The organism is Nocardia sp. NPDC059180 (assembly GCF_042754945.1).
Lineage (GTDB): Bacteria > Actinomycetota > Actinomycetes > Mycobacteriales > Mycobacteriaceae > Nocardia.
On sequence record NZ_JBHZBU010000010.1, the window covers coordinates 49,780 to 62,508 of the forward strand.

At 67.2% G+C, this 12,729-nt stretch carries 15 protein-coding genes; 10 read left to right on the forward strand and 5 right to left on the reverse strand.

Going from position 1 to position 12,729, the window contains the following annotated elements:
• Position 1: 1 nt before the first annotated feature.
• From ccsB to ACFXNW_RS26125, 4 genes are all read left to right on the forward strand, one after another.
• Positions 2-979, forward strand: a complete 978-nt coding sequence (gene ccsB, locus ACFXNW_RS26110; RefSeq protein WP_379420609.1) for a c-type cytochrome biogenesis protein CcsB — start codon at positions 2-4, stop codon at positions 977-979.
• Positions 980-994: 15 nt separating this feature from the next.
• Positions 995-1,636, forward strand: coding sequence for a TetR/AcrR family transcriptional regulator (locus ACFXNW_RS26115; protein WP_379420431.1), 642 nt, complete (start codon positions 995-997; stop codon positions 1,634-1,636).
• Positions 1,637-1,718: 82 nt separating this feature from the next.
• Positions 1,719-3,113 (forward strand): lipase family protein, encoded by a 1,395-nt coding sequence (locus tag ACFXNW_RS26120; protein ID WP_379420432.1) that lies wholly within the window; start codon positions 1,719-1,721, stop codon positions 3,111-3,113.
• Positions 3,114-3,418: 305 nt separating this feature from the next.
• Positions 3,419-3,667: a hypothetical protein gene (locus ACFXNW_RS26125; RefSeq protein ID WP_379420433.1), complete on the forward strand. Its 249-nt coding sequence runs from the start codon at positions 3,419-3,421 to the stop codon at positions 3,665-3,667.
• Between the two features lie 35 nt (positions 3,668-3,702).
• Here the strand turns inward: ACFXNW_RS26125 and ACFXNW_RS26130 are convergent, their stop codons facing one another.
• Together ACFXNW_RS26130 and ACFXNW_RS26135 are read right to left on the reverse strand one after the other, a co-directional pair.
• Positions 3,703-3,909 (reverse strand): hypothetical protein, encoded by a 207-nt coding sequence (locus ACFXNW_RS26130; RefSeq protein WP_379420434.1) that lies wholly within the window; start codon positions 3,907-3,909, stop codon positions 3,703-3,705.
• A gap of 118 nt (positions 3,910-4,027) precedes the next feature.
• Positions 4,028-4,237 carry a BldC family transcriptional regulator gene (locus tag ACFXNW_RS26135; protein WP_379420435.1) on the reverse strand — a complete coding sequence of 70 codons (210 nt, stop codon included), beginning with the start codon at positions 4,235-4,237 and terminating at the stop codon, positions 4,028-4,030.
• A gap of 190 nt (positions 4,238-4,427) precedes the next feature.
• On the opposite strand from ACFXNW_RS26135, the gene ACFXNW_RS26140 reads away from it, so the two are divergent.
• Positions 4,428-4,787 carry a DUF4229 domain-containing protein gene (locus ACFXNW_RS26140; RefSeq protein ID WP_379420436.1) on the forward strand — a complete coding sequence of 120 codons (360 nt, stop codon included), beginning with the start codon at positions 4,428-4,430 and terminating at the stop codon, positions 4,785-4,787.
• Positions 4,784-5,869, forward strand: a complete 1,086-nt coding sequence (locus ACFXNW_RS26145) for a PLP-dependent cysteine synthase family protein (RefSeq protein WP_379420437.1) — start codon at positions 4,784-4,786, stop codon at positions 5,867-5,869. Before ACFXNW_RS26140 ends, ACFXNW_RS26145 begins: the two co-directional genes overlap by 4 nt.
• On the opposite strand, the gene ACFXNW_RS26150 is transcribed toward ACFXNW_RS26145, so the two are convergent.
• Entirely contained in the window at positions 5,770-6,483 is a 714-nt protein-coding gene (locus ACFXNW_RS26150; RefSeq protein WP_379420438.1) for a TetR/AcrR family transcriptional regulator, read from the reverse strand. The genes ACFXNW_RS26145 and ACFXNW_RS26150 overlap by 100 nt on opposite strands.
• A gap of 129 nt (positions 6,484-6,612) precedes the next feature.
• Between ACFXNW_RS26150 and ACFXNW_RS26155 the strand changes: the two genes are divergently transcribed.
• The 4 genes from ACFXNW_RS26155 (at position 6,613) to ACFXNW_RS26170 (ending at position 9,700) form a co-directional block, all read left to right on the forward strand.
• A complete protein-coding gene (locus ACFXNW_RS26155) occupies positions 6,613-8,151 on the forward strand; it encodes a long-chain fatty acid--CoA ligase (protein ID WP_379420439.1) in 1,539 nt (512 codons plus the stop codon).
• A 163-nt stretch (positions 8,152-8,314) separates the two neighbouring features.
• Complete coding sequence (locus ACFXNW_RS26160; RefSeq protein ID WP_163827917.1) at positions 8,315-8,536, forward strand: helix-turn-helix domain-containing protein; 222 nt, start codon at positions 8,315-8,317, stop codon at positions 8,534-8,536.
• Positions 8,536-9,114, forward strand: a complete 579-nt coding sequence (locus tag ACFXNW_RS26165; RefSeq protein ID WP_379420440.1) for a Clp protease N-terminal domain-containing protein — start codon at positions 8,536-8,538, stop codon at positions 9,112-9,114. The genes ACFXNW_RS26160 and ACFXNW_RS26165 overlap by 1 nt, the downstream gene beginning before the upstream one ends.
• A 202-nt stretch (positions 9,115-9,316) precedes the next feature.
• Positions 9,317-9,700, forward strand: coding sequence for a phage holin family protein (locus ACFXNW_RS26170; protein ID WP_379420441.1), 384 nt, complete (start codon positions 9,317-9,319; stop codon positions 9,698-9,700).
• 101 nt (positions 9,701-9,801) lie between these two features.
• On the opposite strand, the gene ACFXNW_RS26175 is transcribed toward ACFXNW_RS26170, so the two are convergent.
• Together ACFXNW_RS26175 and ACFXNW_RS26180 are read right to left on the reverse strand one after the other, a co-directional pair.
• A complete protein-coding gene (locus ACFXNW_RS26175) occupies positions 9,802-10,449 on the reverse strand; it encodes a hypothetical protein (protein ID WP_379420442.1) in 648 nt (215 codons plus the stop codon).
• Positions 10,446-12,398, reverse strand: a complete 1,953-nt coding sequence (locus tag ACFXNW_RS26180) for a hypothetical protein (protein WP_379420443.1) — start codon at positions 12,396-12,398, stop codon at positions 10,446-10,448. Before ACFXNW_RS26180 ends, ACFXNW_RS26175 begins: the two co-directional genes overlap by 4 nt.
• Positions 12,399-12,729 lie beyond the last annotated feature (331 nt).

The following is a 12,729-nucleotide window of genomic DNA, read 5'->3' on the forward strand; positions in this document are numbered from 1 at the left end:
GATGCAGATCGACGAGACCATCGCGCGCTACAGCGACTTCGCGTACATGTCCGCGATCTTCGTGTACGCGCTGGTGCTCGTGCTGCTGATCGTGCAGTACGCGTCGGTGCGCACCCGCAAGGTGGTCGAGCGCGAACTGGTGCACGCCGGCGGCGGCGACACCGTCACGATCGATCCGGCCGTCCCCGGCAAAATCGTCGAGGCGCCGCGGCCGCCGCTGTCGGAGCGGCTGGGCAATATGGCCTTCTCGGTGCTCTACGTCGCGGTCGGGCTGCATGTGTTCTCGATCGTGCTGCGCGGCTTCGCGACTCATCGGTTCCCGCTGGGCAACATGTATGAGTTCGTCACCATGGCGACCGCGGCGACCGCGGTGGTCGGGCTGGTGTTCCTACGCGACCAGAAGTACCGGGCGATGTGGGTGTTCCTGCTGGTCCCGCTGCTGATCCTGATGTTCCTGGCCGGCACCGTGCTCTACGCCGACGCCGCGCCCGTGGTGCCCGCGCTCAAATCGTTCTGGTTGCCGATCCACGTGACGATCGTCAGCGTCGGTAGCGGTGTGTTCATGGTGTCCGGTGTGGCGAGTCTGCTGTTCCTGTTCCGGCTCCGTCAGCCGCAGGACGGGGAATCGGACAATGTCTTCGGCGCCATCGCCCGTCGCCTGCCCGACGCGCGCACCCTGGACCGGATCGCCTACAAGACCACCATCATCGGCTTCCCGCTGTTCGGCGCCGGCGTCATCCTCGGCGCCATTTGGGCCGAAGCCGCCTGGGGCCGGTTCTGGGGCTGGGACCCGAAGGAGACCTGCTCGTTCATCGCCTGGGTCCTCTACGCCGCCTACCTGCACGCCCGCGCCACCTCCGGATGGCGTGACACCAAGGCCGCCTGGATCAACGTCGCCGGTTTCGTGGCGATGTTGTTCAACCTGTTCATCATCAATATGGTCGTGTCCGGCCTGCACTCCTACGCCGGCCTGAACTGAGGCCGGGCGCTGGCGATGAGTACGGCGCGGACCAGGCACAACTATGCCGGGCGATCGGTGGCGGAGCGGCGGACGGAGCGGCGCGCGCTATTCCTCGAGGCGGGGCTGACGGTCTTCGCGGACAAGACCTACGCCGCGAGTTCGATCTCGGATGTGTGCGCGGCGGCGGGGCTGTCGCGGCGACAGTTCTACGAGCAGTACTCCGGGCGGGAAGAGCTGCTGGTCGATGTGTACGACCATGTGCAGCAGCGGGCGCGGGCGGCGTTCCGGGAGGGGCTGGAGAGCGCGGGGAGTCTCGATCCCCGGGTGCTGATCGGGGCGGCGATGCGCGCCTACGTCCATGCCATTACCGACGATCTGCGCTGCGTGCAGGTCGCGTTCGTGGAGATCGTCGGGGTCAGTGACTCCGTCGAACGCCATCGCGCGCAGATGCGTGATGAATGGGGCGAGGTGGTCGCGGCGACGGCCGCGGCGGTGCCCGGCGTGCGGACCCCGCCGGGGGGCTGGGGCATGGCGATGGCGGCGTTCATCGGGGCCGTCAACGGTGCGGTGCATCGGTGGAGCCAGCAACAGCCGCGCCCTCCGGTCGACGACCTGCTCGAGGTGCTCTCGACGCTGCTGCTCGCCCTGGTGCTGCCGGGTATCGCCGCCGGGTGATTGCGATGTGGGACACATCCGTGCCATAGTGGGCGCGAAGTTGAGACGTCGGCGTCTCAAAAGGCAATAAGGATGTGGGTCGATGAAGACCGAACCGGGGTGGGTCCGCCGGATCTGCACGTTGTCGCTCAGTGCCGTCGCGGTGATCGCGGTGGTCGGTACGCCCGCATGGGCCGAGCCCGAGCCCGCGGTGATCGAGCCGGCGCGGGTGCTGCCGTTGCCGCCGGAGCTGGATCCCGGCTTCTATCACCCGCCCGCCGAGGTCGTCGGGGCCAAGGCGCCCGGTGAGATCATCGCGATCCGTCAGGTGAACGTCGCCAATTTCGGTCTCATCCCGCTCAATGTCGATGCCTGGCAGGTCTCCTACCGGTCCAACAACAGCCGCGACGAGGCAATCCCCGCCGTCGCCACCCTGATCAAGCCGCGCGGTGTCGCGCCGACGCCGCGCAAGCTGCTGTCGGTACAGATCGCCGAGGATTCCACCGCCGGCTACTGCACGCCCTCCTATGCGCTGCAGCATCTTTCGGTGGCGCCGTTCGTCGGGCAGATCGTGGCGCCCGCGGAGTTCGTCTTCGCGCAGGCCGCGCTGCAACAGGGGTGGGCGGTCGTGATCCCCGATCATCAGGGCCCGAACTCGGCGTACGCGGCCGGTCCGTTGGCCGGGCGCATCACCCTCGACGGTATCCGGGCGGCGACCTCGTTCGCGCCGCTCGAGGTGGGAGCGGAGTCGCCCGTCGGGATGTACGGCTACTCCGGTGGTTCCATCGCCACCGGGCACGCCGCCGAACTACACAAGTCTTACGCGCCCGAACTGAACATCGCCGCGACCGCGATGGGCGGCGTCGGTGCCGATCTCGGTGCGGCGCTGGAGATGTCGAACAACCAGGCCACCTCGGGTCTCGTCTTCGCCGCGGTAATGGGCTTGTCTCGTGAGTACCCCGAGTTCGCCGCCTTCCTCGATCGCAATCTCGACCCGCTCGGCAAGACTCTGATGACGCTCAAAGCGCCACTGTGCGTGCAGTATCAGTCCAGCCTGTTCCCCTTCCTGAACATGAAGGGCATGATGCGCACCCAGGGCGACCCGATGCGCGACCCCGCCGTTGCGGCAATGCTCGACGCCACCCGCATGGGCCGGTCCGTCCCCGAAATGCCCATGTTCATCTGGCATTCCGCCTGGGACGAGATCCTCCCGCTGCACTCGACCAACCAACTGGTCGACACCTACTGCAAGGACCCGAACGCGCAGGTCCAGTACACCCGTGACCACTCCAGCGAACACATCATCGCTGAAGTCACCGGCGGCCCCTCGGCCCTGCTGTGGATGCGTGACCGCCTCAACGGGGTCCCCGCCGCACCCGGCTGCACCACTACCGACGCTCCCTCCTTGCTCGGCACTCCCGGCCAGCTGGACTTCATGGGTTCGGTAGTCGGCGAAACCCTCGCCTCGTTCTTCGGCAAGCCGATCGGATCGCGGTAGAAACTGCTTCGGCACCGGTAGCGAATCGCGGCAATCCGGGGTGGAACCCGGCGGCCGAATCACGGTGTCGCCAGGCTGATCGCCGACTGCGCCCCGCAGGCCTGCGCACCTCGCGATAGGGGTCGCGCAGGCCCTGGGGCGCATCTGCGTGCAGGCGATCTCGGTGGTGCCGCTCGCATCAGAGTTATCCGCGACGTCGAGTGACATGTATCACTGATCAACTGGCGTGCCGATAACCGTGACGTCGGTGTCCTTCGAGGTAGCGCGCTGTGCCGGTGCGTGCGAAAGCTCGAGGAGGGTTACGCGTGGATGCTGGGAACTTCTTGGGGGGCCGGGTCGGGTTATCGAACGTCGAGGATGTCGGCGGGAGCGCACTGCTGCGATTGGTGCGCGCGGCGACCGGGCTGTCGGAGGAGTCGCAGCGGTATCTGGCGATGATCGCCGATCGGCTACGCGTCAGTGAGGGGCTGCCGCTCTTCGATGACGCGGGCGAACTCCGGGAGCGTGGCGACGGGCCCGCGCCGGCCGGCTACGCGACGGATGGCCGCAGCTAGACCACGGAGAGGGCCTGCGGACGCGAGGTCCCGGCTCAGTGCTCGGTGGGGCCGGGATCGCCGTCCCGGTGTTGCGGGCGGGAGATGCGCCAGAGGAATTCGGGGTCGTCATCCGGGCCGACCACGCGCTTGGGGGCGCGCCGGATCGGTGCGGAGATGCCCGCACCTCGGTCGGGGCCGAATGCCTTCCAGCACAGCACCGCGATCGCCACGACCGCAATGAGTGCCAATAGGTACGTCACGTCGCTCACCTCCTGCTACCGAGGGTAGCCCCGGTGCGGGCAGGTGTGCATCGAGACGTGCGATACCCGGTCACGCCGGCCCTGGACGGGCCGCGCGTGACGTGTTGGCGCAGGCCGATCAGCGGGTCGTGGCCTCGGTGGTAAGCGACCTCAGCAGCTGCATGACCTCGGACTCACGGAACCGGCGGTGCCCACCCGGGGTGCGCAACGATCCGAGCCGCCCGGCGTGCGCCCACCGGGTGACGGTCTTCGGATCGACATGAAACAGTGCGGCAACCTGGCCGGGCGTCAGCAGGGTGTCCTGGCCGCCGACGGTGATCGCGGTCATAGCAAACTCTCCGTTCTCGACACTAACTATCCCTCATCAAGATGCCGTCATAGTCGCACCGCGACCCCCAGGTACTCGAATGACCTACTGTTGGTAAAGGGGAGGTAATGGACAAAACGGATATTGTGCGCACTCGCCGTTCGGAGCGCCGGGTCGATCGCCGTTCGGGCAGCCGCTTACTCTGGACACCGTGAGCGACGCATCTCGACCGGAAGGGGCATCTGCCCGGCAAACCAGTGGCTCGACGGGTGGGCGACTGGCCCGCAACCTGGCCCTGTACACAGTGGCCCGGTTGGGCATGGTCGTCATCATCACCGCGGTGATCATGCTGGTGGCGAATCTGATCGGGGTGGAGATTCCGCTGGTGGTCGCGGCACTTTTCGCGCTCATCATCGCGATGCCACTGTCGCTGACCCTGTTCAAGGGTCTGCGCACCAAAGTCAACGAGGACATCGCCGTGGTCGACGCGCGCCGTCGTCAGGACAAGGCGCAGCTGCGGGCCCGCCTACGCGGCGATGAACCCGGCGACGAGGGCGGGCCGAAGGCGTGAAATACGTCGACCGGAGCGCGCCGCGTGCCTGGGTCGACAATGCCGTCCGGCTGATCGACGCCGACACTCAACGCAGTGCCGACACCCATCTGCTGCGGTATCCGCTGCCCGTCGAATGGGACATCCAGCTCTATCTGAAGGATGAATCCACCCACATCACCGGCAGCCTCAAGCACAGGCTGGCGCGCTCGCTGTTCCTGTATGCCCTGTGTAATGGCTGGATCACCGAGAACACCACCGTGGTCGAGGCCTCGTCCGGGTCGACCGCGGTGAGTGAGGCGTACTTCGCCAAACTGCTCGGCCTGGATTTCGTCGCGGTGATGCCTGCCAGTACCTCGCCGCAGAAGATCGCGCTGATCGAGGCGCAGGGCGGCCGCTGTCATTTCGTGCAGCGACCGCCGGAAATGTACACCGAGGCGGCACGGCTGGCCGCCGAATGCGGCGGCCACTACATGGACCAGTTCACCCACGCCGAGCGGGCGACGGATTGGCGCGGCAACAACAACATCGCCGAATCGATCTTCCAGCAGTTGCAGTTGGAGAACCACGCGGTCCCGGAATGGATCGTCACCGGTGCGGGTACCGGCGGCACCGGCGCCACCATCGGCCGCTACATCCGCTACCGCAGGCATGCTACGAAACTGGCGATCGTCGACCCGGAGAACTCCGCGTTCTTCGGCGGCTATGAAACCGGTGACCCCGGATATACGACGGGGATGCCGTCGCGGATCGAAGGCATCGGGCGTCCGCGGGTGGAACCGTCGTTCATCGCGCAGGTGGTGGACCGGATGATCGAGGTGCCGGATGCCGCGTCGATCGCGACGGCGCGCCATGCGAGCCAGGTACTCGGCCGACGCGTCGGCGGCTCGACCGGCACGAACCTGTGGGGTGCGTTCGCGCTGATCGCCGAGATGCTGTCCGAAGGGCGCACCGGAAGCGTGGTCACCCTGCTCTGTGACGGCGGTGATCGATACGCGGGCACCTATTTCGACGACGCCTGGGTCGCGGCAGAGGGCTTCGATCTCGACGAACCGGCCGGTGTGCTGGCCGATTTCGCCGCGACGGGTATCTGGCGCGGCTGATCGGCGGCACGCACCGTCGCGCGAACACCGGCGATGATCGTGTCCACCAAAGCGGCGATGTAGTCGGCGGATTCGGCTTTTGCTCGTTCACGTAGGTGCGGCGGTGTCGCGGTGACGTGGTTGGACACCGCTCCCGCGATCAGATCGGCGACCAGGGCGACCGATGTCTGGGGTGGGAGCTCGCCGCGTTCGATGCCGCGCCGGATGATCGCACGGGTGGCACGCAGATGTTCGGGGTAGGGATCGCCGGCGAGGGTGTCGCCCAGTTTCGCCACACGGTGCGCGTCGGCCGACAATTGGCGGGCGAGCGACCCGTCGTCGGTGCTTTCGTGGGCCAGCCAGCTGGTGGCGAACTCGATCAGATCCGCCCGCAGGTCGCCGGTGTCGATATCGGCGATGAACCGGATCCGTGCACGCACCGCATCCACCAGTAGCGCCTCCTTCGACGGCCACCGTAGATAGAGCGACCCTTTGCCGATTCCGGAGCGGCGGGCAACTTCGTCCAGCGTGAACCCGCTCCATCCGCGTTCGGCATAGACCGAGCGGGCGGCCTGTTGGGCGCGATGTTCCAGCTCCGGATCGCGCGGGCGCCCGGCTCGTCGCGTGTCAACCACCGCCACATTGTGGCACCGGTCTCATTTCCTATTTACGACGGGCACCGTCCGTAATAGGCTGGCGCGAAACTACTGCGATGTCCGTCACAGTGGCCGGTCGGCTCGTGACGGTGAGCTGGAGGTAAGCCGATGATCACCCCGCCGACCGACCTCGGTTCCTGGATCGGGCGCAGGGCCGCATCCGGCCCGGAGCGTCCGGCCATCACCTTCGAAGGGCAGACGCTGACTTACGGAGCGTTGCTCGATCGCATCGACCGGATGGCCGCGGAGTTGGCCGCGGGTGGGGTGGAACCCGGCGACCGCGTCGGCTACCTGGGGCTGAACCATCCGGATTTCCTGGTCACGCTGTTCGCCGCATCGCGCGCCGGTGCGGTTTTCGTCCCGCTCAACTTTCGGCTTGCAGCCGCCGAGCTCGGCTACATCCTGGCCGACGCGGGAGTGCACACCCTGATCGCCGATGCCGAGCGCGCCGACGTGGTCGATCCGGTACTCGCCGAATCCGGGGTGCGGCGAGCGATTTCACTGACAGCCCGGCCCGGTTGGGAGGTGCTCGACGATGTGCTGATCGCGCGCGACCCGATCGCCGAACCGAAGCATCCGGACGTCGATGAGATCGCGGTGATCATGTACACCTCGGGGACCACCGGTCGCCCCAAGGGTGCGATGCTCACGCACGGAAATCTGTTCTGGAACAACGTCAACGCGTTGCTGTCCTTCGACACCCTGCACGACGACGTCACCCTGGTCTGTGCGCCGCTGTTCCATATCGGCGGGCTGAATGTGACCACCCTGGTCTGCCTCCAGAAGGGCGCCCACCTGGTGCTGATGCCGGTGTTCGATCCGGGTCGTGCACTCGAACTCATTGCCGAACACAAGGTCACCACGATGTTCGGTGTGCCCGCGATGTACCTGTTCATGGCGCAGGTCCCGCAGTTCGCGAGCACGGATCTGTCCAGTGTGCGCACCTTCATCTGTGGCGGCGCGCCGGTGCCGGAAGCGCTCATCACGCGCTACGGCGAGCGCGGGGTGCCTTTCGCGCAGGGGTACGGGCTCACCGAAACGGCGCCGCTGGCGTTGGTGCTGTCCACCGACGATGTCGCGACCCGGATCGGCGCCGCCGGACACAAGGTGCTGCCGCTGTCGGACGTCCGCCTTGTCGACCTGGACAACAATCCGGTCCCGGACGGCGAACGCGGCGAGATCTGTGTACGCGGACCGCAGGTCATGAAGGGCTATTGGAACAACAAGGCCGCCACCGACGCGGTCATCGATGCCGAGGGCTGGTTCCACACCGGCGATATCGGCGAGGCCGACCAGGACGGCTTCGTCTACGTGGTCGACCGGGTCAAGGACATGGTGATCACCGGCGGCGAGAACGTGTACCCGGCCGAGGTGGAGAACGTGCTCTATCGGCATCCGGCGGTCGCCGAAGTGGCCGTGCTCGGACTGCCGCACGAGAAGTGGGGTGAGGCCGTGACGGCGGTCGTCGCCGTGCAGCCCGGCACTTCGCTGACGCTGGACGAGCTGCGCGAGTTCGCGCGCGGTGACCTGGCGGGATACAAGGTGCCGTTGCGGCTGGAGTTCGTCGACGCACTGCCGCGCAATGCGTCGGGCAAGGTGCTGAAGTACCGCCTGCGGGAGGAGTTGAGCGAAGCGGCAGAAGGCTGATCGCCGGCCGGTCTCGCGGATCGGCAGCGCCCCGGATTCCGGACTCTCGGCACCGTCGAACCCGCGTGATCGTGGGAAGCCGGAGAGTCGGCCGGGGCGTTTCCTTTGGCCGGTGCGTCAATTTTTGTTGACAACGCCGACACCGTCAATCAATATTGACGACATGACAGAGGCAACAACGCTGGCGGCGGCGGCCGGCAGTCCGGACCCGGAAGTCGGGTTGCGGGCCGTGCTGGCGCTGCGGCGGCTGCTCGAACGGCTCGAAGCGATCCAGGTGACCAATGCCAGGGATCAGGGCTGGTCGTGGCAGGCGATCGCGGACGCGCTCGAGGTCAGCAAACAAGCGGTGCATCAGAAGTACAACCGGAGAGGCAGGGGTCGCTGATGTTCGAGAGGTTCACCAAGAACGCCAAAATGGCGGTGGTCGTCGCGCAGGAAGAAGCTCGCGAGCTGCGGGCGCCGGAGATTCGCGTCGAGCACGTGCTGCTGGGTGTGCTGTCTCAGGCCGAGCCCGCGATGAAGGACATGCTGGCTTCTGCCGGACTCACTCACGATGCCGTGATCGCCTTGCTGGCCGAGGACGGAAAGAACGAACCGCTCGGCGACCGCGACGCCGAGGCGTTGCGCTCCATCGGTATCGACCTCGACGCCGTGCGCGACAGCCTGGAAGCGACTTTCGGCGAAGACGCACTCGATCGGGCAGAGCCGCCGCAACCGCGCGGCCGCTTCGGTCGCGGCGGCATGAACTTCGGGCATATCCGCTTCTCCCGTGACGCGAAGAAGACGCTGGAGCTGTCACTGCGAGAGGCGCTGGCGCGTAAGGATAAAACGATCGAGTCCGGCCACCTGCTACTCGGTATCCTTCGCGCGCCCGACGCGACCACCACCACCCTGATCGGTGGACCCGAATCTGTTGCGGCTCTGCGCACCCAGGTTCACGGGCTGCTCGATCGAGCCGCCTAGGTCGACCCGCGAGCCCCCTCGTCCCAGGTGGGGAATCCGTCCGGCCGCCGCTCGGTGGTGGATTCACGCGCGGAAGCGCCCGTTGGGGTCGGCTCGCAGCACCTCGAATGTGGCTGCGTGCCCGGGCGTGTATCGCGATCGGAAGCGCGGAGGTTCGGCTCGGTACCGCCCGGATCGTGGTATCGGGCTCTAGCATGGCTCCATGCAGCTTGTGCTTCGGTTGATCATCAATGCCTTCGCGATCTGGCTGGCCGCGACCTGGATCGACAAGATCGACATCATCAGTCCGGAGGATCAGGGCAACGGCGCCAAGATCGTCACCCTGCTTGCCGTCGCGGCGGTGTTCACCGCGATCAACGCCCTCGTCAAGCCGATAGTGCAATTGCTGTCGCTGCCACTGGTCATCGTGACTCTCGGCCTGTTCCTGCTGGTGGTCAACGCCCTGATGCTGTGGCTGACCGCGTGGATCACCGAGTTCACCGAGTACGGCCTGCGCATCGACGGCTTCTGGGCCGCGTTCTGGGGGGCGCTGATCGTCACGGTGGTCAACTGGCTGCTCGGCGTACTGGTGCCCGACCGGGACTGAGGATCAGGCCGTTCTCGGCCGATGAATGCAGGCCTCGGATCCGCGTGTAAGACCACGTGGCCGAGGTCGCCCGATGGCAATCGCGCGGACGAGCCCTGGGTTCACAACCATTCGGAGACGTCCATGGGTTCCCCGTCCTCGTCGAGCGGGGGCTCGATACCCCGCGGTTGCGGGGTGCCGAAGGTCGAGGGCGGTCCTGGCTCGGCCGCGACGCCCAGCATCGTGTCGAAGCCGGCAAGTGTGGCGGCCAGCCGGGGCGCGTTGCCGCGGTGGATCTCCGGTTGTGGCCGGCCACGAAAGTCGTTGGTCAGCCAGATGTCGTGATAGACCTCGAGATCGACCATCGGCTCGGCGCCGGTGAGATCCACACCCAGCCGCAGCAGGTCGTCCTCGGTGTGGGGGGTGCCGGAGGCGTCGACGCGAGTGCCGGGGCCGGTCACGGTCAGCGCGCCGATGCTCGCGTGGGCGGGGACCTCTGCCGGGCGCGCGGATTCCAGCAGCGTCGGCAATGCGCGATCGGCGAGGTCACCGGCCACGGCGACTGCCGAGTGCGCGCCCGGCACCATCTGGTCCTCGACCAGCCAACGACAACTCACCTGCGACGGAGAGAGAACGCCGTGTCGCTCGGCGCAGGCCGCGAGCCGCGCCGCCAGCTCGAACTGGGCAGCCACACCCTCTCCGACGTCGGTAGGCCACCAGGTCCACCCGAACGAGAACGCCGGAGCCCGCAGCGGATCGGCCGCGGTCATTCCGGGAAGACTTTCGCGCCGTCGGGAATGGTCAACTCCTTGCCATCGGAAAAGCGCAGAACAAAGGCGATACCGCTGGAGGTGGATCTGTCGGTCAGCGATCGCAGCGTATCGGTATCCAGCGCGGTCGACGGCGCGGCCACCTCCAGCACGCCGACCTTCCGTTCGGCGGGTGCGTCCACCAACTGTTTGACGACCGACGCCGACGCCGACCGGATGCCCTTGATCGAGGAGACCTCCTTGGCCTGATAGGCGAAGAGCACCCGGCCGTCGGCTCCCTTGACGCCGACATCGATGTCGTAGCGCCCCTGACCCTCCTTTGTCCGCCCGAACACCAGCTCACGGCTGCCCCGCCTATACAACTCGTCGCCGAGGCGCAGCTCCTGCATGGCCGCGGGCCGGGCAGCGGCGGGTCCACGGAACTTGGACACCAGATCCTTGAAGCCTTCGGCGCCGGCGAGATGGCCCTTCCCGATGATGTCGGCGGCCTCGGCGCCCATCGGGGTGCTGCGCGCATTGCGCAGCGCCTGGATCGTGCGCTGTTGATCAGGCCCGGATATGCCGAGGCGATCCATGACGCTCGATACCTTCGCGACCTGATCCTCGCGCATCGGCTGCCCGGCGCTGCCGCGTTCCTGCGCCGAACTGTTCGCGCGGTCATAGCGCTGGGTCCACTTCGGCTTCGGCAGAGTGCCGCCGGTTTCGGCGTATCGCCGGTAGCTGTCCGGCGCTTCCTCGGCGATGTCCTTGACCTTCCGGCCACGGTCGATCGTCCGGTCGTGAAGTTCGGTGACCTGCTGTGGATCGAGCGCGCGCACGGTGATCTGGATGGTGGCCGTGATCGGCCTGGTCTGTCCGGCCGGGATCAGCTGCGGGTTGTAGGACGCGCTGCACGACAGCGTGGTCGAGCCGTTGGCCGGCATGGTGCCGCTGCCGTTGCACCCGGCTCCGAGCGCGATCGGCACCGACGACTGCATGGTGACGGTGTAATCGAAGGCGACCGTGGTGACTCGCATATCGGGCGAGGTGTTCACCGTATTGCTGATGACGAACTGGATCGTGCAGGTGCCCATGCACGGGTTCTGCAAGAAGTGGCCGTTGACATTGCCGCCAAGCGTCACCCGGGAATCGACGGCATCACCGAGACCGTCCACCCGGCCGGGCAGCTCCTCGTAGATGCCCTGGGCATCGTCGGCTTCGCCGGGCGTCGGATCGAGAATGAATTCGGGCAGCTCCGGTTCGTCGGCGCCGGGTTCATCCGACGCTGACGCGCTGACGATGCGGTCGATGACCGGCCGATCGGATCCGCCGGTGCTCGGCTCGTCCGCCGCATCGAGGTTGCTCAGGTAGGTGGTGATTGAGCCGCTGGTGATCGGCGTGGACTCGTGGCCATCGATCTCGATCGGTTCCCCGATGGTGACGTCTTCGCTGTGCTGCGCATCGGGGTCGAGCGCCAGCGCCAGCCGCGCAGGCGCCAAGGTGCTCGCCAGATCGAACCCGAAGCGATCGGGGCCGACCAGCACCGGTACTCCCGCGTAGCGGGCGGCGTTGTCCGCGGATTCGCCGAACGCGAGCCATGCCTGCTCGTCGCCCTGGAGAAAGGACTTCCCGCCGACACCGAGATAGTCCAGCTCCACGCCGTCACGCACCGATACCTTGCCCGTCGCATCGCCGACATTGGTGACGGTGAGATCTACCCGGAGCCGATCTGCCGAGGCACCTTTCGGTTTCATCGTTCCGGTGAAATGCGTGGCAGGCGTATCCAGCAGACGCAGCTGGGCGGTGGCCAGAGCAGCCCGGCCACGCTGCTCGGCACTCGGCTCGTTGCCGGTGAGCCGCCAGATCGCCACCCCACCACCGATCCCGAGCGCGCAGACGACCAGGATCACCAGCGACGCGATGAGCCACGGGCGGCGGCGTGAGCGCGTCGGCGGGGCTGCGGCGAGCATCGGCCCGCCTTGCCGCGGATCGAATCCGTACCCCGGACCCGGATACGGTGGAAACGGCCCACCTGGCCCCGGTCCGCCCAGTTGTGGTGGGACCGGTCCGCTGCCTGGTGTCTGTCCGCCGTGTTGCGGCGGAAATGGTCCGCCGCCTGGTGCCTGGGCGCCGGGTTGTGGTGGGAACGGTCGACCACCCGGTGTCTGACCGCCGGTTTGCGGCGGAAATGGTCCGCCACCGGGCATCTGTCCGCCGTGTTGCGGGCGAAATGGCCCGGTGGGCGGCTCCTGTCGTCCGGGCTGCGGGGGAAATGGCCCGCCGCCCGGCGTCTGCCCGCCG

Bases quoted from the DNA above. Each gene is read 5' to 3' on its own strand.
- ACFXNW_RS26175 (WP_379420442.1), bottom strand. From the start codon at position 10,449: ATGACCGCGGCCGATCCGCTGCGGGCTCCGGCGTTCTCGTTCGGGTGG.
- ACFXNW_RS26120 (WP_379420432.1), top strand. From the start codon at position 1,719: ATGAAGACCGAACCGGGGTGGGTCCGCCGGATCTGCACGTTGTCGCTC.
- ccsB (WP_379420609.1), top strand. From the start codon at position 2: ATGCAGATCGACGAGACCATCGCGCGCTACAGCGACTTCGCGTACATG.
- ACFXNW_RS26180 (WP_379420443.1), bottom strand. From the start codon at position 12,398: ATGCTCGCCGCAGCCCCGCCGACGCGCTCACGCCGCCGCCCGTGGCTC.
- ACFXNW_RS26115 (WP_379420431.1), top strand. From the start codon at position 995: ATGAGTACGGCGCGGACCAGGCACAACTATGCCGGGCGATCGGTGGCG.
- ACFXNW_RS26135 (WP_379420435.1), bottom strand. From the start codon at position 4,237: ATGACCGCGATCACCGTCGGCGGCCAGGACACCCTGCTGACGCCCGGC.
- ACFXNW_RS26160 (WP_163827917.1), top strand. From the start codon at position 8,315: ATGACAGAGGCAACAACGCTGGCGGCGGCGGCCGGCAGTCCGGACCCG.
- ACFXNW_RS26165 (WP_379420440.1), top strand. From the start codon at position 8,536: ATGTTCGAGAGGTTCACCAAGAACGCCAAAATGGCGGTGGTCGTCGCG.
- ACFXNW_RS26170 (WP_379420441.1), top strand. From the start codon at position 9,317: ATGCAGCTTGTGCTTCGGTTGATCATCAATGCCTTCGCGATCTGGCTG.
- ACFXNW_RS26155 (WP_379420439.1), top strand. From the start codon at position 6,613: ATGATCACCCCGCCGACCGACCTCGGTTCCTGGATCGGGCGCAGGGCC.